Origin of the sequence: Albidovulum salinarum, from assembly GCF_025673475.1 — a bacterium.
Lineage (GTDB): Bacteria > Pseudomonadota > Alphaproteobacteria > Rhodobacterales > Rhodobacteraceae > Albidovulum > Albidovulum salinarum.
This window is the reverse complement of sequence record NZ_JAOVQO010000024.1, coordinates 22,378-40,213: the sequence shown is the minus strand read 5'-3', so window position 1 is coordinate 40,213 and position 17,836 is coordinate 22,378. Positions and strand designations below refer to the sequence as shown.

The following is a 17,836-nucleotide window of genomic DNA, read 5'->3' as shown; positions in this document are numbered from 1 at the left end:
GGAACACATTCTTCGCCAGATCGAGTCCGACCGTGATAATCTCCGACATGACCGCTCTCCTTTGTGGATCGTTGCAGACCCACCTTGGCACGTTGATGCCGTCGGGGGCGGTCACATCATCACAGCCTGCAAACATGCGACCCCACACGGTGATCGCGGAAAGAATCGTAGAGTCCGGCACGCATCAAGGAGCGCACGAAAATCAGCCCTTGACCTCCGCGATTAGAGAACGGTCCGGACCGTCACCGAGAAACGTGGCGGCAGATGCTTTGCTCTCTCGCCCGCTCCCTGAGCCACCTCTTTAGGCCCTCGACCTCGGGAAGCAGTGGACCGGTTCTTTCCGCCGTCAGCAGATACACGCCCTGTTTCGACGCGATGGTTTGGTCCGTCGCCCGCACGAGGCTGCCGGATCGCTCGAAATGCTCGGCGAAGGTCTCGGCCAGGAGACAGAAATGCGGGCCGTTCGCAGCGATCGTGGCCGCGGCGACGGAGCTGTCGGTGTGGATATGCGATTTCGGCTTCGGCATCACCGTGTCGGGCGCATGGGCTGCGAAGAAGTCGTGCCACTGATCCTCGAGCCCGACAATGTGGACGAGCGGCCGGGACGCGAGGTCGGCCACGTCTAGCGACTTTCCCTCGGCCTCGAGCGTTCGCGGTGAGCAGAGTGGAACCAGCGGGTCGGTGAACAGCAGTTCCGCCCGGTAACCCGCCCAATGCCCGTATCCAAGGCGGATCTCGACGTCGGTGTCGTCGAGCGCGAGGTTCTCGGCCCAGACCGAACTGTGCATCCGGATCTCGATCCGGGGATGGGCGGCAGAGAAACGGCTCACGATCTCGGCAAGCCAGAGAGCGGAATAGGTGAGCGGCGCGCGGATCGTGAGCCGGCTGGCGCGGTTGAGGCCGAAGATGCTCGTCGTCGCCCCGAGGATCTCGGCAAAGGCACTGCGGACAGACGGGAGGTAGGCCTTGCCGTTCTCGGTCAGCCTGAGCCCGCGCGGCAGCCGCTCGAATAGCGCGTAGCCGAGATGGCGTTCGAGTGCCCGGACGCGATGGCTCACGGCGGATTGGGAGATGTTCAGTTCTTGCGCAGCGGCCATGAAGCTCTCGTGGCGCGCGGCGGCCTCGAAGGCCTGAAGCGCCGGCAACGGCGGCAGTGCGGTGGGATTCCGGGGCATCCAGCCTCCAACTTTCGTGGGTCTTAGGGCGCAAAGAGTTCTTTTGACGAAGTCATGTCTGCGTCGCATCGTCAAGCAGAACCAATCAGGACGGAAGGATACTGGGATGCGCGTGGGGTTCATCGGTCTGGGCAATGTCGGCGCCAAGCTCGCCGGAAGTCTGATCCGCAACGGCTTCGACGTCATGGTGCGCGACACCGATGAGGCTGCGGCGAAATCGCTGCTGGAAGGGGGCGCCCGCTGGGCCGAGAGTGGGCGGGCGCTGGCCGAGGCCTGCGACGTGATCGTCACTTGCCTGCCCTCGCCGAAGGTCTCGGCCCAGGTGCTTGAGGAAAAGGACGGCGTGCTCGATGGCATCACCCCGGGCAAGATCTGGCTCGAGATGTCGACGACCGAAGCGGCGGACGTCCAGCGCCTCGGTGCGCAGGTCGAGGCGCGGGGCGGCATCGCCATGGACAGCCCGGTGTCGGGCGGTTGCCATCGCGCCTCGACCGGCAATATTGCGATCTTCGCAGGCGGCAGGCGCGAGGCCTTCGAGAAGGTCCTGCCGCTCCTGACCACGATGGGCCGCCAGGTCGTCCATACCGGCAAGCTCGGCTCGGCCTCGGTCCTCAAGGTGATCACCAACTACCTCGCCGGCGTCCAGCTTCTGTCCACCGGCGAGGCCTTCATGGTCGCGAGGAAGGCCGGCGTCGATCTCGCCGTCGCCTATCACGCGATCCGCGTGAGCTCGGGCAACAGCTTCGTGCATGAGACCGAGGGCCAGCTGATCCTAAACGGCAGCTACAACATCAACTTCACCATGGATCACGAGGTGAAGGACGTCACCCTCTTCGACGATCTCGGCAAGTCGTTCGGCGTGCCGCTCGAGCTGTCGCCGGTCTGCGTCGCGGCGATGAATGACGGTCTCAAACGCTACGGCCCGCGGGTCTGGTCGAGCCAGGTCGTCAAGCGGCTGGAGGACGATTGCGGCATGGACCTTCGCGCTCCCGGCTTCCCGGAATACCTCGTCGACCACGAACCCGAAGGCAAGGGCGCCGAAGTCGTCGTTGAACACCGTCGCGGCTACGAGTAGCGGCGAAGCGCGCGCCGGGGGAACGCTCCCCCTCCCCGGCGCGCGCGCTTTTTCAAGGAGAGACAAGGCCATGGATAAATCGCACAAGCCCCGCTGGACCAGCTTCGAGAACGCGACCAAGAAAGATTTTCTGGCCGTGATGGACTACGAGGAGGCGTATAACGCCGCTCTTCCGGACCGGATCCTCGCCGCGATCCGGTCGCTCGACGAAGAATGGACACCCTATCCGCTGAACCGCTACCAGCACAGCCTGCAAGCCGCGACACGAGCGTACGATGACAAGGCCGACGAGGAAATCGTCATCGCCGCGCTCGTGCATGACGTCGGCGACATCCTGTCGCCCTACAACCACGGCGAGCTCGCCGCGGCGATGATGAAACCCTATGTCAGCGAGCGGACCTACTGGATCCTCAAGCATCACTGCGTCTTCCAAGGCTACTACTACAACCACTTCCTCGGTGGCGACCGCAATGCCCGCGAGAAATACAAGGGCTCGCGCTGGTACGAGGACGCGATCTATTTCTGCCACACCTACGATCAGTGCGCCTTTGACCCCGACTACCCGACCAAGCCGCTTGAATTCTTCGAGCCGATGCTGCGCCGCGTCCTGAGCAAGGGCTGGGGCCACATGGAGCTCGACGAAAAACGCGAAGACGTGGCCTGATGGAACTTGGCCGCTACTATATCGGCGGGGAGTGGGTCGAACCCCGCTCTGCCCGGGACTTCCCCGTCCTCAACCCCGCGACCGAAGCCCGGATCGGCACGGTAGCTCTGGGCGGGGCAGATGATGTCGACGCCGCGGTTGCCGCGGCGCGCCGGGCATTCGAGGGCTTCTCCCGAACCGGCCGCGACGAACGTATCTCGCTGCTCGAACGGCTTCTGGCGCTGAGCGAGGAGCGCCGCGAGGAGCTGGCTCAGGCGATGACCGCCGAGATGGGCGCGCCCATCACAATGTCCCGCGCCGCGCAGGCCGAAGCCGCGGTCGGCCATCTCGGTGCGGTTCTTGACGCGCTCAGGGCGCAGGAGGCGCGCGTGAGCCTGCCGAACGGAGACGTGCTCGTGCGCGAGCCGATCGGGGTCTGCGGGCTGATCACGCCGTGGAACTGGCCGATCAACCAGATCGCGCTTAAGGTTCTGCCCGCTCTGGCGGCGGGTTGCACCTGCGTGCTGAAACCCTCCGAGCACACGCCGCTTTCGGCCGCGGTCTACGCACAGATGATCCACGACGCCGGGTTTCCGGCCGGGGTCTTTAACCTTGTCCACGGCGATGGCCCGACCGTCGGGGCCGCGTTGTCGCGCCATCCGGACGTCGACATGATCTCGTTCACCGGCTCCACCCGCGCAGGCGTGGCAGTGGCGCGCGACGCCGCAGAGACGGTCAAGCGCGTGACCCTGGAACTCGGCGGCAAATCCCCGAACCTCGTTTTCGCCGACTGCGACCTGAAAGAGCGGGTCACGGCCTCGGTGCGCGAATGCATGTTCAATACCGGGCAGAGTTGCGATGCGCCGACGCGCATGCTGGTTGAGCGGCGCTGCTATACTGAGGCGCTGAAGATCGCGAAATCCGCGGCCGAGGGTCTCTCGGTCGGCGATCCGGCGCGCGAGGGCGACCAAATCGGCCCGCTCTTCGATCGCACTCAGTTCGAGCGTGTGCAGGCGATGATCCGCACCGGCATCGAGGAGGGCGCCACGCTTCTGGCCGGCGGTCTGGGCCGGCCGGAGGGCTTCGATCGGGGATGGTTCGTGAAGCCGACGGTCTTCGCCGATGTCCGCAACGATATGGCGATTGCGCGCCAGGAGATCTTCGGGCCGGTTCTCGTGATCATCCCTTTCGACGCCGAGGACGAGGCCGTCCGCCTCGCCAACGACACGCCCTACGGACTCGCCGCCTATGTCCAGACCGGCAACCTCGCGCGCGCCGAGCGGGTGGCCGCGCGCTTGCGCGCGGGCGCTATCCATATCAATGGCGGCGCCTTCAACTACGGCTCGCCGTTCGGCGGCTACAAGCAATCCGGCAACGGTCGCGAAGGCGGCCTGATGGGGATCGAGGACTACCAGGAAGTCAAGACGCTCCATTTCGGATGACGAGAACTCAACGGCCATTAGGGAGGAAACAATGACCGCACGTGAGGATTTAGTCCGGCCCCTCGTCGAGAACCTCGCACGATCGGCGCGCAGGGATGCGATGTCCCGGCGGGAATTCATCGCGACCGCCAGTACGTTCGGGGCCAGTGCCGCGGCGGCCTATGGGCTGCTGGGACTGAAAGCCCCCGTTCACGCACAATCCAGCATACCGCAAAAGGGCGGTGTTGTCAGGATCGGAATGCGTGTTCTGGCGTTGACGGAGCCGCGTCTGCAGGACTGGGATCAGGCCAACAATGTCAGCCGGCAGTTCCTTGAACCGCTGGTGCGCTGGGAGTTGGACTACAGTTTCAGCGGCGTTCTTCTGGACAGCTGGGACGTCAGTGACGACGCAAAAACCTACACGCTGCATCTGAGGACGGACGCGCTCTGGAACAACGGTGACGCCTTCACGGCCGATGACGTTGTCTTCAATATCGAACGTTGGTGCGACAAGACGGTCGAGGGCAATTCGATGGCGTCGCGCTTTGCTGCGCTTGTCGATGAAGAAACGCAGAAGGCGCGGGCAGGTGGTATCGAGAAGATCGACGACCACACTGTTCGCCTGAACCTGCCGCGCCCCGACATCACCTTGATCGCGGCAATGGCGGATCACCCGGCACTGCTGATTCACCCGAGTTTCCAAAACAGCATCGTGGACACTCCGATCGGGACCGGGCCTTTCGAACTGGTATCGCACGAGGTTGGGGTCAAGGCCGTACTAAAGCGCCGTGAGAGCGGCTGGTGGGGCGGGCAGACTCATCTCGACGGCGTCGAATTCATCGATTTCGGCACGGAGCCGATGGCCATCGTATCAGCATTCGAGGCCGGTGAGATCCACGTCAACGACGAGACGTCCGGCGACATCATCGAGGTTCTCGACGCGTTGGGCCTGGTGCGAAAGGAAAAGCCGACGGCCGGTACCATTGTCGCCCGGATGCGTTCAGACAGTGCGCCTTATGACAATCCGGACGTCCGCCGCGCCGTGCAGATGGCGGTGGACAACAGCGTCGTGCTCGAACTCGGCGTAAACAGCGCCGGTGTCGTCGCGGAGAACCACCACTGCGCCCCGTTCCATCCCGAATATGCGGATATCGGCGCACCCGAATACGATCCGGTAAAGGCGCGGGAGATGCTGATAGCGGCGGGTCATGCAGAGACCGAACTCGAACTGATCTCGCTGGACGGCGACTGGCGCCAGACCACAAGCGACGCAATCGGCGCGCAGCTCCGGGACGCCGGCTTCAACATCAAACGCACGATCATTCCCGGCGCGACATTCTGGAACGACTGGACGAAGTACCCGTTCTCGACGACCAACTGGGGCGCCCGTCCGCTGGGCGTGCAGGTCTATGGCCTAGCCTACAAATCCGGAGAACCGTGGAATGAATCGGGATTCTCCGACCCGGATTTCGACGCGAAACTCGAACAAGCCCTGGGCATCGCCGATGCCGAAAAACGGCGTCCGCTGATGGCGGAGATGCAGCAGATCCTGCGGGAAGCCGGGGTCATCATTCAGCCATTCTGGCAGAGCCAAAACCTGCACCATGTCCCGCAGTTGATGGGTTACGAAAGACATCAGCAATTCGAGGTGCGCCTCGACAACGTGTGGCTGGACGAAGCCTGACCCAGAAAAGCCGTGCGCGCCCTTTCAAGTTTTTGCGGCGCGCACGTCCTCCGGGCGGCTTTATTTCGTTGGCACTCGTGTTTTCGCGAGTGCCGTCACAAGCGAATGGCGGCTTCATCCCGCCCTGCCAGTTGATCGGCGTGGAACAGGTGTTCAGTCCCCGGCATCTGGTGGATCGGGTCGACGATGAATCTTTCGGGTTCTGATGCCCAGATCTTGCAGATGTATTCATAGGGCGTCAGGCCGCTGAGGGTCTTCAGTCTTCGGGCGAAGTTGTATGCTGCCATGAAGTCTGCGAGATGCGTCCGCAACTGATCGTGCCCGTCAAAATGGAAGCGCTTGACGGTTGCGTCCTTGATCGTGCGGTTCATGCGCTCGACCTGGCCGTTGGTCCAGGGGTGATTGATCCTGGTGAGCCTGTGCTCGACGTCGTTACCGAAGTCTGGAACCCAGTTTCGCGGCACCCGCGGAGCGGCGGGCGGTTTCTCAGTGAGACAGGATTTCGCAGCAAGCGAAAACTCCACCGCGCAAGCAGTAAAGCCGAACCTCGGCACAACCCAGTTCAGGCCGCCCGACGCGACTTATGGAAAGCGCTGGTACTTGTCGATCCGCCCGTTGGCAAAGTCTCGCAAATGGTTCATCAGCGTTGCCGCTTGACAAAGCGCGTCCTGCTCGTCCCTTGCGATGATCGCCTTTAGCAGGTCGCAATAGATACGCTTGGCGGCGCGCTGATCTTTCTCCGTGAGATAGTAGCGCCAAAACCGGCGGGACAGTCCCTGGGTCGTCCTCAGGGTCGCCGATACGAACTCATTCTTCGACGCCCCGGCAATCGCCCGGTGGATTTCCCTCAGAATGGCCATGAAACTGTCCCGATCATCATCGGCGATCGCCACGATCCGGGTGCGGATGTCCGAGAAGAGGCGCAGGTCGTCATCGGTCATGCGCTGCACGGCCTTCTCGATCGTCAGCCGTTCGATCGGTTCGCGCAATTCAAGCAGCTTCAGCATCGCGACCGCGTCGATGCCGGGAATCTGGACGCCGGCCCGCGAGATGCTCACGAGGTTTTCGCCGGAAAGCCGCAGGAGCGCCTCCCGGACGGGTGTGCGGCCGAGATCGAGAAGTTCACAAAGCTCGGCTTCCTGAAATACCGCCCCGGGCGGCAGTTCGCAGTTGATGATCGCCGTTTCAAGACGTTCGGCGGCGATGTCCGCCTTGGTCATTCTCGGTTGCGATACTACGTTCATGCCACTTGTCTTGTGCAGGTCACGACCTCCGGGTTCAGGGCAACTCCAAGGCCGGGTGTGTCCGGGACCGCGATCATACCATCTTCGCCGACCGGGGCCAGTCCCACCGCCAGCCGGTTGCGCAGAAGCGCCGGACTCGTGGAATACTCCACCAGCTCGGGTTCGAGACGGGTCGACAGGAACTGGAGGTTCGCGGCGATGGTGATGTCGGAATTGTAGCCGTGCGGCACGATCCGGCGCGGTCCGAGCATCGCGGCCAGGCGCGTCATCTCGCTCAACCCGCCGAACATGGTGACATCGGGCTGGACGAAATCGAGCGCCCCTGCATCGAGGAACGGCGTGACCTCCCTGCAGGTGGTGAAGCCGAGATCGCCGACGCCGACCGGAATGCGCGTCTTCTGTCTCAGCCGCGCATGATCGGCGATACTGCCAAGCGGGAACGGCGCCTCGATCCATTTGAAATCAAGCTCCTCCAGCAATGGCAGGAAGCCCTCGATCTCGTCGAAACGGGTGAATTCCTGCGCCACGTCGAGCATCAGGTCGCAGGCGTCTCCCACCACCTTGCGCAGATGTGTCAGGTTGAGGCGCACGAGCGGAGCGTCCTGCCACCAGGGATCGACGCAGATCTTGAGCGCGCGAAAGCCCCGGGCGCGCAGCGCCTCGGCCTGGGCGGTGATGCCATCGGGCGTATCGGCGAGCGGGTAGATCGTCGCATAGACCGGCAGCCGGTCGTGGCGCTTGCCGCCCAGCAAGGCATGGACCGGCACGCCCCTGGACCGCGCGAAGAGGTCCCAGATCGCGATGTCGAGCGCGCTGATCGCGTGCAGCACGGCGCCGTGGCGGCCGAACCACTGGGTGCGGCGGTACATCTCGTCCCAGAGCCGGCGCGGATCGTCGAGTTCCTGGCCGGTGAGGATCGAGCCGAGCCCCTCGGCAAGGCTGTTGTAGGTCGGCATCTCGACGATCGCGCGCAGGACCGAGGGCGGGGTGTCGCTCTCGCCAATGCCGCAAAGCCCGTTGTCGCCATGCACGACGACGACGGCATTCTGGTAGCTGCCTTCGAAGCGGTTGTAGCTGGCGCCGGGGTCTTGAAGGCACAGGACCTCGACGCGCTCGATCCTCACGGTCATTTCAGGGAGAACGCGCGACGGGCATAGACGAAGGGTTCGATCGCGTCCCAGTCCAACTCGATACCGAGCCCGGGCAGGCCGCTTGCCGCTACGTTGCCCTCGGCGTCGGGTCGGATCACCTGGCGGGCGCCGAACTCGTATTTTTCGAAGGGCGTCGCCTGTTCGAAATAGTCGCAGTTCGCATGGGCGAGCATCAGGTGCAGGTTGGCCGCCTGGGTGATCGTGTAGCCCCAGCTCTGGACCTCGCATTTGGCACCATGGGCGCGGCTGACCGCCATGCCGTCCTCGGCCCCGGTGAAGCCGCCGATCCCCGTGACGTCGAAGCGCGAGCGATACCAGGCGCGGCTTTGCAGGGCGAGTTCGATGAGATGCAGGTTCGGGATCGAATTCCCGCCACAGATCACGTCGAGGTCGAGCAGGTCGGCAAGTACCCGGTAGCCGTTGAGATCGGTATCGGGCAGCGGCGCCTCGAAGAACTCCCAGCCGGCCGCGTCGATCACCCGACCGATCTTAACCGCCTGGTCGAGCGTGTAGTTCGCGTCCGCATCGAGGCTCCAGCCGACCTCCCGGCCGCGGAACGCTTCGTTGAGGGTGCGGACGAGCCGAAGGTCATCCTCGAAGCAGCAATAAGGATGGATCTTGATCGAGCGGTAACCCGCGGCAAGCATCCGTTCGCAATAGTCGATATAGGACTGATCGTCTGGCAGGAGCGGGCTGGAGGCATAGGCGCGGACCTTCTCGCGCGCCGCGCCGAACATCTGGTAGAGCGGCAGGCCGAGGGTCTTGGCCTTGCCATCATGCAGCGCGATGTCGAAGAGCGAGGTCGCGACATGGCCGAGCGGGACGTAGCGGCTGCGCATGTCGGCATAGGCGACGGGGATGGCGAAGACGCTCTTGCCAAGGACGAAAGGCGCCATCAGCGAAGCCGCCGAGAAGACCGTGCGGTCGAATTCGTGCTCGGTATAGGCGGTGGTGCCGGCGAGCGCCTCGATCCCGTTGGAAAGATGCAGGCGGGCGAGGATCATTGCCTCGTACATCGGTCCCAGATGCGAGGACCAGGTGACCTTCTCGCCGTCGGGTCCGACGGCCAGAAGTTCGATGCGTTCGACGATTGGGGCGGACATCAGGGCCTCGCGGGGCTGAAAGGGGGTGGGGAAGCGCGGCGGCGGACCGCCGCGCCTGGGGGTCTCACTCGCTGTCTTCGTTCATGAACTTCACGGTGGTGATCATCATGCAGATGAGGATCAGCATCACCGGCAGGCCGACGAGGACCGAGGCGGTCTGCATGGTCTTGAGCCCGCCGAGGAACAGCAGCGTCAGCGGCAGTACGGCGATCGCGCCGCACCAGAACAGGCGGTTGCCGCGCGCCGGCTCCTGGCCCTCGTCGAGCTGCCTGGTCGAGGCGCAGGCCATGACGTAAGCGGCCGAGTCGAAGGTCGTGGCCAGAAGCACGATGCCCGAGACCGCGACGGCGATGAGCACGATGGTGGCGCCCGGCAGGGTCTTGAACATCGCGATGATCGCCGGGGCGACGCCATCGTTGTTGACGAGGTCGACCATCGGCAGCGCGCCCGAGATCTGCAGGTTGATGCCGTAGCCGCCGAGCACGATGTAGAAGAAAGCGCAGCCCGCCGTGCCGAAGGTCAGCATGCCGACGATCACCTCGCGCACGGTGCGGCCCATCGAGATCCGCGTCACGAACATCCCCATGAACGGCGCATAGGCGACCCACCAGGCCCAGTAGAACACGGTCCAGGCCTGCGGGAAGCCGGAGGCGCTGACCGAATCGGTCCAGGTCGAGAGCGTGATGAAGTTCGACAGGGCGTAGCCGAGCGAATCCATCCCGAGCCGGGCGATGAAATGCGTCGGCCCGACGGCGAGGATGTAGACGATGATCGCCAGCGTCAGCAGCGTGCCGATATAGGACAGCCGCTTGATCCCGTTTTCAAGGCCGAGGCCGCTCGACAGCGTGAAGACCGCGGTACAGGCGACGATGATTCCGACATCGATCGTGGTGCTGGGCGCCACGCCGAGGACAGACGCCACCGCCCCGCCGATCATCGGCGTTCCGAGGCCGAGCGAGGTCGCCGCGGCGCCGAGGATCCCGAAGATGAACATGTAGTTGATGACGGAGCCGACAGGCCCGTCGACGAGATCGCCGAGCGCGCCACGGCAGCTCTCGCTGACCCGGTAGATATGCTTCTTGCGGACATAGTAGATGTAGGACATCGCGATCGCCGGCACACAGTAAAGCGCCCAGGCGGTCGGCCCCCAGTGGAAGATGCCGTAGGCCTGGCCGACGACATACATCTGCGGTGTGTTCGGCTCGATCCCGAAGGGTGTCCAGGCGTAGTGATAGGCCCATTCGGTGCCGCCCCAGAGGACGAGGCCCGAGGCGATGCCGGCGAGGAACACCATCGCGCCCCAGGCCGACCAGGTGAACTCCGGCGCCACGTCCGCATCGCCAAGCCGGATCGCGCCATGGCGCGAGAAGGCCAGGGCGACGAGGAACACGAGCGAGACGAAGGCGACACCGAGGAACGCCCAGTCGAACGTGCCGGTCATCCAGCCGAAGAGACCGTCGATGACCGTCTTGCCGCTGTCCGGATAGGCGATCAGCGTTCCCGCGATCGCCATGATGAGGCCGATGCTGATCGCCAGCATCGGCATGTTGGTTTCGACGCGTACGGCGCCGGGCTTGGGTAGAGACACGTCCGTTTCCTCCACTAGACGGTTCGATATCAGGTGCGGGCCATCAGGTCGGCGATGTGTGCGCCGTCGATCTGACGGAATTCGACGCCGTCACGGATCGAGAGATCCGTGGCGATGGCCGCGGCGCGGCCGTATTCGAAGCACTGGGCGGTGACGCGGGCCGAGGCGAGCGCCTCGTGCTCGGCCGACAGGCAGCGCCCGGCGACGATGACGTTGCGCCCCTCCTTCGGCACCAGCGTTCCGAAGGGCACGTCGTAGTAATCGTCGATCAGCCACTCGGTCTTGGGCTTGGCGCCGTAATGCAGCTCGATCGGCCAGCTCGACCGCGCGATGGAGTCGCGGCTCTTGCGCTTGCCCACGACATCCGCGTTCATCAGCCGCGCCATGCCGTCGATGGTGCGGGTCTGGCGCACGCCGACCTCGCCGCCGTAGTCGATGAAATAGGCCGCCTCGCAGCCCGGCACCTCTTCCTTGAGGAAGGCGAAGAAGGCGCGCGCCTGGTAGATCGCGAACTGCTCGGCCTCGGAATGGTCGACGGGGTCGGTGACGTCGAGCGCGCGGCCGTCGAAGCCGGTGATCTTGGTCGCGTTGACCAGCACCTCGCCGGGATTGACGGTCGGAAAGAGCCAGACCTTCTTGCGCAGAAGCTCGTCGCGCGCCTCGAGCCTTGCCACCACCTTCGCCGGCGAGATCGTGTCGTCGCCCCAGAAGTCGAGGAAGCGGGCAAGGTCGACATTGCCGATCTTGAACATCATCGTCGGATTCTGGATCGCGCCGTTGTTGCCCTTCGTGGTCGTGAGCCCCATGCCGACGACGACATCGGCGTCGCCCGAGGCGTCGATCACGCGCCGCGCCGCGACCCGGGTGAAGCCCGACTTGGTGTGCAGGACGAGCCCGGTGACGGCACCGTCCTCGGTGACCACGTCGACGACGGTCGTGTGGTAGAGGATCTGCACGCCCGCGCCGCGCAGAAGGTCGGTCGCGACCTTCTTGTAGGTGGCGCAGTCATGGGTGGCGACCCAGGTCTTGCCGTAGATCTGCGGCTCGGTCAGCCCGCCGTCGCGCGCGAGCGCGTCGCGGAACCGCTCGGCGAAGCCGAAGATGATTTGCTGCGGCTGGGCGGTGCGGGGCTCCTCGACCGCGTTGTAGAGCCCGCAGATCGTGCCCGACATGCCGGAGACGGCGGCGCCGCCGCAATAGGCGAGACGCTCGACGATGAGAGTCCGGTGCCCGGCCTCCGCCGCGGTGACTGCGGCCGCGATTCCGGCCGGGCCCGCGCCGACAACGACGACATCGAACGCGCCAAGGCTCGGGACCGATTGGCGGGCCGCATCCGGCAGGCTGGTAAGGTAAGCGCGCATTTCATTCTCCATGTATTCTGAATATATTTACGGCATATGCTGATTGAGAGATGAGCTGTTTCCGACATGGAGTGGACAAGAAACGCCCGGAAACCTCCCAAAATGGCGCACCGAGATCAGCTTTGCCTGGGTACAAGAGGGGATGTCACGGCGCCAGCCGTCTGAGCGCCCCGACTGAATTGGCGTACCGCGATGGTTGGGAAACGGAGACCCAGAGATGGTGAGCAACCGACATTAGCCGGAAGAGCTTGTCACGAAGCTGTGGCCGGTTGACGCCCGGTAGGCGGGGACGGGTCCGGGCGGCTGGCCACTTCGGAGGTCGCAGGCTTCGAATGGGGCAGCTGGCAGCTCCCGCATCGCGGCAAGGTCCGCTTTCAGCCGTTCACCGATGCTGGCCTGGTGGCCGCGCCGAACATCGCCCTGCCGTTTGTGGCACTGCTCTCCGAGGTAAGCGTTGAACGCTTCCCAGTCCGGAAAGGACTGCCCTGAGCCCCGTATCTTCCTCCAGTTTTTCGGTAGAGTCCGCTCCAACGAGGAGACCGATGTCAATCCCGGCGCAAAATTGGTCGGCGTAGCGGCGGAATAGTCCCCAACGGTTGGGACTGTCGCGCGCCTTGGCGCGTGTGCTCGCCACAAAGCTGACGCGCGGCAAGGCGCACTGGCCGAAGGCCAGTCCGGGCAGCATCGATCGTTGTGAGATCAGGTATGGGCCTTGCGGCTCTGGCGCAGCCAGAAGCTGTCGCCGTTCATCTCGAGAATGTGGACATGGTGGGTCAGGCGGTCGAGGATGGCGCCCGTGAGGCGCTCGGATCCGAAGACCTCGGTCCATTCGTCGAACGGCAGGTTCGATGTGATGATGATCGAGCCGCGTTCGTAGCGCTGCGAGATGATCTCGAACAGGAGCTCGGCGCCGGTCTTGGAGAGGGGAGCGAAGCCGAGTTCGTCGATGATCAGCAGATCCTGACCGGCGGGGCCCTTCTGGAGGCGCTGCAGCCGGCGGTCGTCGGCGGCCTCGATGAGTTCGTGGACGAGTGCTGCGGCGGTGGTGAAGCGGACCTTCAGGCCCTTCTGACAGGCGGCGAGGCCGAGCCCGAGGGCAACATGCGTCTTGCCGGTGCCGCTCGGTCCCAAGGCGATAACGTTCTCGCGGCGATCGACGAACTCGCGAGCCGCGCGAGTTCCATCGCCAGCGCCTTGTTGAGCGTGGGGATTGCCTTGAAGTCGAAGCTGTCGAGGCTCTTCGTGGCGGGGAACTTCGCCGCCTTGATGCGGCGCTCGATCATCCGGCGCTCGCGCTCGATCAGCTCGAGCTCGCAGAGCCTGAGCAGGTACTGCACATGATCCTTGCCTTCGGATGCGCATTGTCGGGCCAGCTTGGCATGCTCGTTCTGAAAGGTCGGCAGCTTGAGCTTCTTGAGATGATGCTGGAGCAGCAACTGGGGCGTGTCGCTCATGTCGTCGCCCCGGGCATCAGGCTCATGTAGCTGGCCGGCTTCGTGGCCTCGACGCGCGCCCGGGGCAGGTAGGGATAGATGTCGAGATCGAGCCGTGGCGGACGCCGCTCGATGCGACAAAGCACGAGGTGCTTGATCGCGTCATAGCCGATGGCGCCGAGGTCGAGGGCCTGGCGTACGGCGCCGTGGACATGCTCCATCTCAAAGATCTCGAGGAGCCGCAGAACCTGGACGTACTCGCGTTTGCCGGGCTTGCCCATCCGGGCCTCGAGCAACCGGCGCAGCGTGGCGAACTCTACCGGAAGGTTCCAGCCCTGAAGCGGGGCTGCCTGGTCGAGGGCGCCGACCTTCTGCTCCAGGAGCGGCAGGAAGTGCAGCGGGTCGAAGACCATGTCGGCCTTCTCGTAGGACCGCCGATGCCGGGCGATCACCTCGGCACCCGCGCCGATGACGACCTCGCCGACATAACCGCGGACCTGGACTTCGTGATGGGCATAGCCCACCGGTACCGAGTAGTCGTTGCAGCGGTAGCGCACCATCGAGATCGACGTGGCGCGGGTGCTGACCTTCTCGCAGGCATCGTAGGGCACCGCCGGCAACGGCATCAGCGCGTCGAGATCCCGCATGAGCCGCGCGCCGATCGTCTCCGTGTGGCCCCTCAGAACCGCATCCTGGCGCCTTAGGCATTGCTCCTCCAGCCAGGCGTTCAGCGCCTCGAAACTCTCGAACCGGGGCATGGGCACCAGGAAGTTCCGGCGCCCGAAGCCAATCACACCCTCGACATTGCCCTTGTCGTTGCCTTTGCCAGGCCGGCCGAGCCGGTCCTCGAACAGGTAATGTGACTGCAGCTCCGAGAAGATCCGGGTGCGCTTGCGGGTTCCGTCGCCGAGGATCTTCGCCACCGCGATGATGGTGTTATCGTAAAGGATCGACAGCGGCACGCCGCCGAAGAACGCGAAAGCAGAGACATGCCCGTCGCAGAACGCCTCGGTCGTCTCGGCCGGATAGGCCTTGATGAAGAAGGCGTCCGAATGCGGCAGCGCCATCGCGAGGTAGTGCAGCTTGCGCCTGGCGCCGCCGATCACGCCGACCGCCTCGCCGAAGTCGACCTGCGCGTGCCCTGGCGGATGCGCCAGCGGCACGAACACCTCGCGCGTCCGGCGCTTCCTCTCCCGCACATAGTCGGTGACGATCGTCAGCTTGCCCGTGAAGCCGTGCTCGTCGCGCAGCCGCTCGAAGATCCGCGTCGCCGTGTGCCGCTGCTTCGCCAACTGGCCTTTATCGTCCTCCAGGATCTGGTCGATGATCGGAATGAAGGGATCGAGCTTCGGCCGCACAGGCGGCTTCGACCGACGATACCCCGGCGGCACCGAGTGCTTCAGGATCTTCGCCACCGTCTTGCGGTCGATGCCGAACATCCGCGCCGCTTCGCTCTTGCTCATTCCGCCGACATGGCACGCCAGCCGCACCCGTCCGTAAAGGTCCACAGCATACATCTCCCCGCCTTCAGCTCGTTGCCTAAGGCGAAAGATGCGGAATATTACTCCGCGACAGTCAAAACATCCGACCGTTTCCGCTGTCCATTTTGTCTCCGGGATTCACACAGAACCCTCTTTGCCAGGTCGACCCCAATCATCATATCATGCATCTCGCCGTCCTCCCATTTGCGTGACGTTGAACACCACGACCTTGGCACATCGCGATGCCGACTGGGGAGGGCGGCAACCATCGGATCTCCTTCCATTCCGACAAATGGATCGCACCATCAAACCGGGGGATCAAACACCTACTGAGTGCGTATCGAGGCATGATGGCTGTTTGTTCGGAACCGGCCCGCTGGCACGCGCGTTATGTTCCTGACCCTGCGTAGCCGCCGCTTTACGTGGTATGGCGTTTCCAATTCTGATGATCGTAGGGTGGCGAAGGGCAGTTATGCCCGGTTTCCGGAGGTTCGGCGGCACCTTCGGCAGCGCCTGAACGGATCTGATAGCTACTGCCAACTCGAGTGTCTGCGCAGCCGCTGTGCGTTGTCTTGCCTGCGCGAGACATTGATAGAACGGGGGCGCCGCTCCAATCCGCCACGGTCTCGCCTCTCGCGCGGGCCAAATTAACTGACGCGGCCCTGGCACGTCGACAGATCCGGTCCAAGCTCAGCATGGTGCCAAACGGCCGAGCGGCGTCCTCGTTGGTCGGATGAAGACATCGCTTATCGTTCGGTATCGTCGCCGTATGTTTCGTCGGCGAGATCGAACATATAGGCTCGGGCAAGGTCGTCGGCATTATACACAGTCAGCTTTCCATCGCTCAGATCCAGATGCTTGGCGCGCCTCAGTTTCGCTAACGTCTTATTGGTGTGGACAAGAGACAGGCCGAGCATGTCGGCGATATCGCTCTGCCGGAACGGAAACGGCATGGAGTTTCTGCGAACCATCCCGTGCAGGACGCCCCGGCGGAAGATCGAGTATAGTACGGATGCGATCGCCTCTTCGGCGGTGTATTGACCGATCGACAGCAACGCTTTCATGAGGCGCACCTCGTCATATGCCATGGCCTTCAATGACAGCGCGACGGCGTCGAACTTCTGCTGCCAAAGAGCACGGAGACGCTGATGCTCGATTACGCTCAACCTCATGTCAGAGCGCGCCTCGGCGTTGTGATGGGCCTGGCCGATCAGCATGGCTTGAAGGCCGACAAGATCTCCTGGGAAAAGAACGCTCAGCACCTGCCGGCGGCCGTCCGGCAAAGTCTTGGCGCGCAACCCGAGGCCCACGCGAACCAGGTAGACGCGCGTGCTTTGCTGGCCATCGGCGACGAACTCATCGCCTGCGCGGACCACGATTTCATTGCTGCTGATCTCGTGCAGCGTTTTTAGAAAGTTCGGCGGCAAGGTGCTCAGATAGGCAGGATTCGTTCGGGCCGAAACTGTTCCAGTTTCCAACATCTCGCTATGTCCCAGTTTAATTGCAGGGAAATTTCCGTCGTTTGCCCCGGCGCATGAACAACCCGACCAGTCCTCCCGCGCCGGTGCGGGGAGGCTGTCGTGACGGCCGACGCGGATGCGCCGAAATGGCTCAAGCTGCTGGGGAGAGCGGTGCGTCAGACCGTTTCAGAGCGGTCGGTCGTCCGTTTTGCTGTGTCCAACATCGGATCTCCATCCTTGTTTGACGTGTCAAATGTTAAACGTCTTGCCTTTCCCTCAGTTCCCCCGAAGGCGGGACGGCCGGTCGTCAGCTACTAGGTAGAAATAAGTAACTATATGTAATAATTATACTTTATCGTTCCGGCATAGGATTTATGACGTAGCGTTACAGATATGTTCCGATGTCGGTGAATCTTGGCCCTTCCATCAGCGCGGCATCGCACCAGGCCCAACGCCCTCGACGGAAACGGCGGGTGAGCCGAATACGCACCGATGGCGTTCCCTATGTCATAGTTTATTGCGCGGGCGGCGCGGACCATCGAAAGTTGTGCCCAATAAGTGAAAAACCCGCACAGTGCCAAACGAAAATCCCAGATATGCCAGCGTCAAAGCCGATGGCGACTTAGGCGCCGGGGCAACGGTCGTCGGGGGCGTGGCAATCCGCGAGATGCTCGTCCCGAGTCGGCGCTGCGCACTGTTCGCCTGCGTCGCGATTCCGCAGTTCGATGGTAATGAGGACCGCATCTTGGCCGAGCTTTCGGCGAAGCACACCGAACGGGCAATCCAGCAGGTGTTCAGTCGCGGGAAGGAGTGCAGCGGCCACGTCTACGCGATAGCTGCGGAACGCGGGCTTTGCATCAGCGGCAGCGTGCTGGACCTTACGAAGGTCGGCCAACTCAGGGCTACAGACGCCCGATCGCCGGCTTCTCCATTCGTCTCGCGGCGCATGAGAAGGAGCGTGCGGTTTCTGCCATCCGCTCCCGAACCGGGGGCGACGGAAGCGGCGGACGTCGCACC

Annotated in this window: 13 protein-coding genes and 3 pseudogenes; 4 read left to right on the top strand and 12 right to left on the bottom strand. The window is 63.7% G+C overall.

Annotated elements, in window-relative coordinates; all coding sequences use genetic code 11:
* Both OEZ60_RS19920 and OEZ60_RS19915 read right to left on the bottom strand, forming a co-directional pair.
* Nucleotides 1-181: hypothetical protein (locus OEZ60_RS19920; RefSeq protein WP_263340115.1), on the bottom strand; the 181-nt coding region annotated here is incomplete at its 3' end.
* Nucleotides 182-242: 61 nt separating this feature from the next.
* The gene (locus OEZ60_RS19915; RefSeq protein ID WP_263340112.1) at nucleotides 243-1,175 is read right to left on the bottom strand and encodes a LysR substrate-binding domain-containing protein; all 933 of its coding nucleotides are present in this window, start codon (nucleotides 1,173-1,175) and stop codon (nucleotides 243-245) included.
* Here OEZ60_RS19915 and OEZ60_RS19910 point away from each other — a divergent pair.
* The 4 genes from OEZ60_RS19910 to OEZ60_RS19895 all read left to right on the top strand — a co-directional run bounded on the left by OEZ60_RS19910 (nucleotide 1,159) and on the right by OEZ60_RS19895 (nucleotide 5,998).
* Complete coding sequence (locus OEZ60_RS19910) at nucleotides 1,159-2,250, top strand: NAD(P)-dependent oxidoreductase (RefSeq protein ID WP_317852852.1); 1,092 nt, start codon at nucleotides 1,159-1,161, stop codon at nucleotides 2,248-2,250. The two genes, OEZ60_RS19915 and OEZ60_RS19910, sit on opposite strands and share 17 nt — an antisense overlap.
* A gap of 70 nt (nucleotides 2,251-2,320) precedes the next feature.
* Nucleotides 2,321-2,914 carry an HD domain-containing protein gene (locus OEZ60_RS19905; protein WP_263340109.1) on the top strand — a complete coding sequence of 198 codons (594 nt, stop codon included), beginning with the start codon at nucleotides 2,321-2,323 and terminating at the stop codon, nucleotides 2,912-2,914.
* On the top strand, nucleotides 2,914-4,335 hold the full coding sequence (locus OEZ60_RS19900) for an aldehyde dehydrogenase family protein (RefSeq protein ID WP_263340106.1): 1,422 nt from the start codon (nucleotides 2,914-2,916) through the stop codon (nucleotides 4,333-4,335). The genes OEZ60_RS19905 and OEZ60_RS19900 overlap by 1 nt, the downstream gene beginning before the upstream one ends.
* A gap of 31 nt (nucleotides 4,336-4,366) precedes the next feature.
* Complete coding sequence (locus OEZ60_RS19895) at nucleotides 4,367-5,998, top strand: ABC transporter substrate-binding protein (RefSeq protein ID WP_263340104.1); 1,632 nt, start codon at nucleotides 4,367-4,369, stop codon at nucleotides 5,996-5,998.
* A 95-nt stretch (nucleotides 5,999-6,093) separates the two neighbouring features.
* Here OEZ60_RS19895 and OEZ60_RS19890 read toward each other — a convergent pair.
* From OEZ60_RS19890 to OEZ60_RS19845, 10 genes and pseudogenes are all read right to left on the bottom strand, one after another.
* A pseudogene (locus OEZ60_RS19890) lies at nucleotides 6,094-6,429 on the bottom strand (integrase core domain-containing protein); the annotation flags it as partial.
* 150 nt (nucleotides 6,430-6,579) lie between these two features.
* Nucleotides 6,580-7,218 (bottom strand): GntR family transcriptional regulator, encoded by a 639-nt coding sequence (locus tag OEZ60_RS19885; RefSeq protein WP_263340102.1) that lies wholly within the window; start codon nucleotides 7,216-7,218, stop codon nucleotides 6,580-6,582.
* Nucleotides 7,219-7,238: 20 nt separating this feature from the next.
* Nucleotides 7,239-8,372 carry a mandelate racemase/muconate lactonizing enzyme family protein gene (locus OEZ60_RS19880; RefSeq protein WP_263340099.1) on the bottom strand — a complete coding sequence of 378 codons (1,134 nt, stop codon included), beginning with the start codon at nucleotides 8,370-8,372 and terminating at the stop codon, nucleotides 7,239-7,241.
* On the bottom strand, nucleotides 8,369-9,496 hold the full coding sequence (locus OEZ60_RS19875; protein ID WP_263340096.1) for a mandelate racemase/muconate lactonizing enzyme family protein: 1,128 nt from the start codon (nucleotides 9,494-9,496) through the stop codon (nucleotides 8,369-8,371). The genes OEZ60_RS19880 and OEZ60_RS19875 overlap by 4 nt, the downstream gene beginning before the upstream one ends.
* Nucleotides 9,497-9,560: 64 nt before the next feature.
* Nucleotides 9,561-11,084: a BCCT family transporter gene (locus OEZ60_RS19870; protein ID WP_263340094.1), complete on the bottom strand. Its 1,524-nt coding sequence runs from the start codon at nucleotides 11,082-11,084 to the stop codon at nucleotides 9,561-9,563.
* A 29-nt stretch (nucleotides 11,085-11,113) separates the two neighbouring features.
* Nucleotides 11,114-12,445, bottom strand: coding sequence for an FAD-dependent oxidoreductase (locus tag OEZ60_RS19865; RefSeq protein ID WP_263340092.1), 1,332 nt, complete (start codon nucleotides 12,443-12,445; stop codon nucleotides 11,114-11,116).
* Nucleotides 12,446-12,748: 303 nt separating this feature from the next.
* Nucleotides 12,749-12,922 (bottom strand): annotated as a pseudogene (locus OEZ60_RS19860) (IS21 family transposase); the annotation flags it as partial.
* 222 nt (nucleotides 12,923-13,144) lie between these two features.
* Nucleotides 13,145-13,899, bottom strand: a pseudogene (istB, locus tag OEZ60_RS19855) (IS21-like element helper ATPase IstB).
* Entirely contained in the window at nucleotides 13,896-15,395 is a 1,500-nt protein-coding gene (gene istA, locus OEZ60_RS19850) for an IS21 family transposase (RefSeq protein ID WP_263340090.1), read from the bottom strand. The pseudogene istB and the gene istA overlap by 4 nt, the downstream one beginning before the upstream one ends.
* Before the next feature lie 710 nt (nucleotides 15,396-16,105).
* Nucleotides 16,106-16,840, bottom strand: coding sequence for a Crp/Fnr family transcriptional regulator (locus OEZ60_RS19845; protein ID WP_263340088.1), 735 nt, complete (start codon nucleotides 16,838-16,840; stop codon nucleotides 16,106-16,108).
* Nucleotides 16,841-17,836 lie beyond the last annotated feature (996 nt).

Coding starts and splice junctions, on each gene's coding strand:
- OEZ60_RS19865 (WP_263340092.1), bottom strand. CDS start 12,445: ATGCGCGCTTACCTTACCAGCCTGCCGGATGCGGCCCGCCAATCGGTC.
- OEZ60_RS19845 (WP_263340088.1), bottom strand. CDS start 16,840: ATGTTGGAAACTGGAACAGTTTCGGCCCGAACGAATCCTGCCTATCTG.
- OEZ60_RS19880 (WP_263340099.1), bottom strand. CDS start 8,372: ATGACCGTGAGGATCGAGCGCGTCGAGGTCCTGTGCCTTCAAGACCCC.
- OEZ60_RS19905 (WP_263340109.1), top strand. CDS start 2,321: ATGGATAAATCGCACAAGCCCCGCTGGACCAGCTTCGAGAACGCGACC.
- OEZ60_RS19885 (WP_263340102.1), bottom strand. CDS start 7,218: ATGACCAAGGCGGACATCGCCGCCGAACGTCTTGAAACGGCGATCATC.
- OEZ60_RS19875 (WP_263340096.1), bottom strand. CDS start 9,496: ATGTCCGCCCCAATCGTCGAACGCATCGAACTTCTGGCCGTCGGACCC.
- OEZ60_RS19915 (WP_263340112.1), bottom strand. CDS start 1,175: ATGCCCCGGAATCCCACCGCACTGCCGCCGTTGCCGGCGCTTCAGGCC.
- OEZ60_RS19895 (WP_263340104.1), top strand. CDS start 4,367: ATGACCGCACGTGAGGATTTAGTCCGGCCCCTCGTCGAGAACCTCGCA.
- OEZ60_RS19900 (WP_263340106.1), top strand. CDS start 2,914: ATGGAACTTGGCCGCTACTATATCGGCGGGGAGTGGGTCGAACCCCGC.
- istA (WP_263340090.1), bottom strand. CDS start 15,395: ATGTATGCTGTGGACCTTTACGGACGGGTGCGGCTGGCGTGCCATGTC.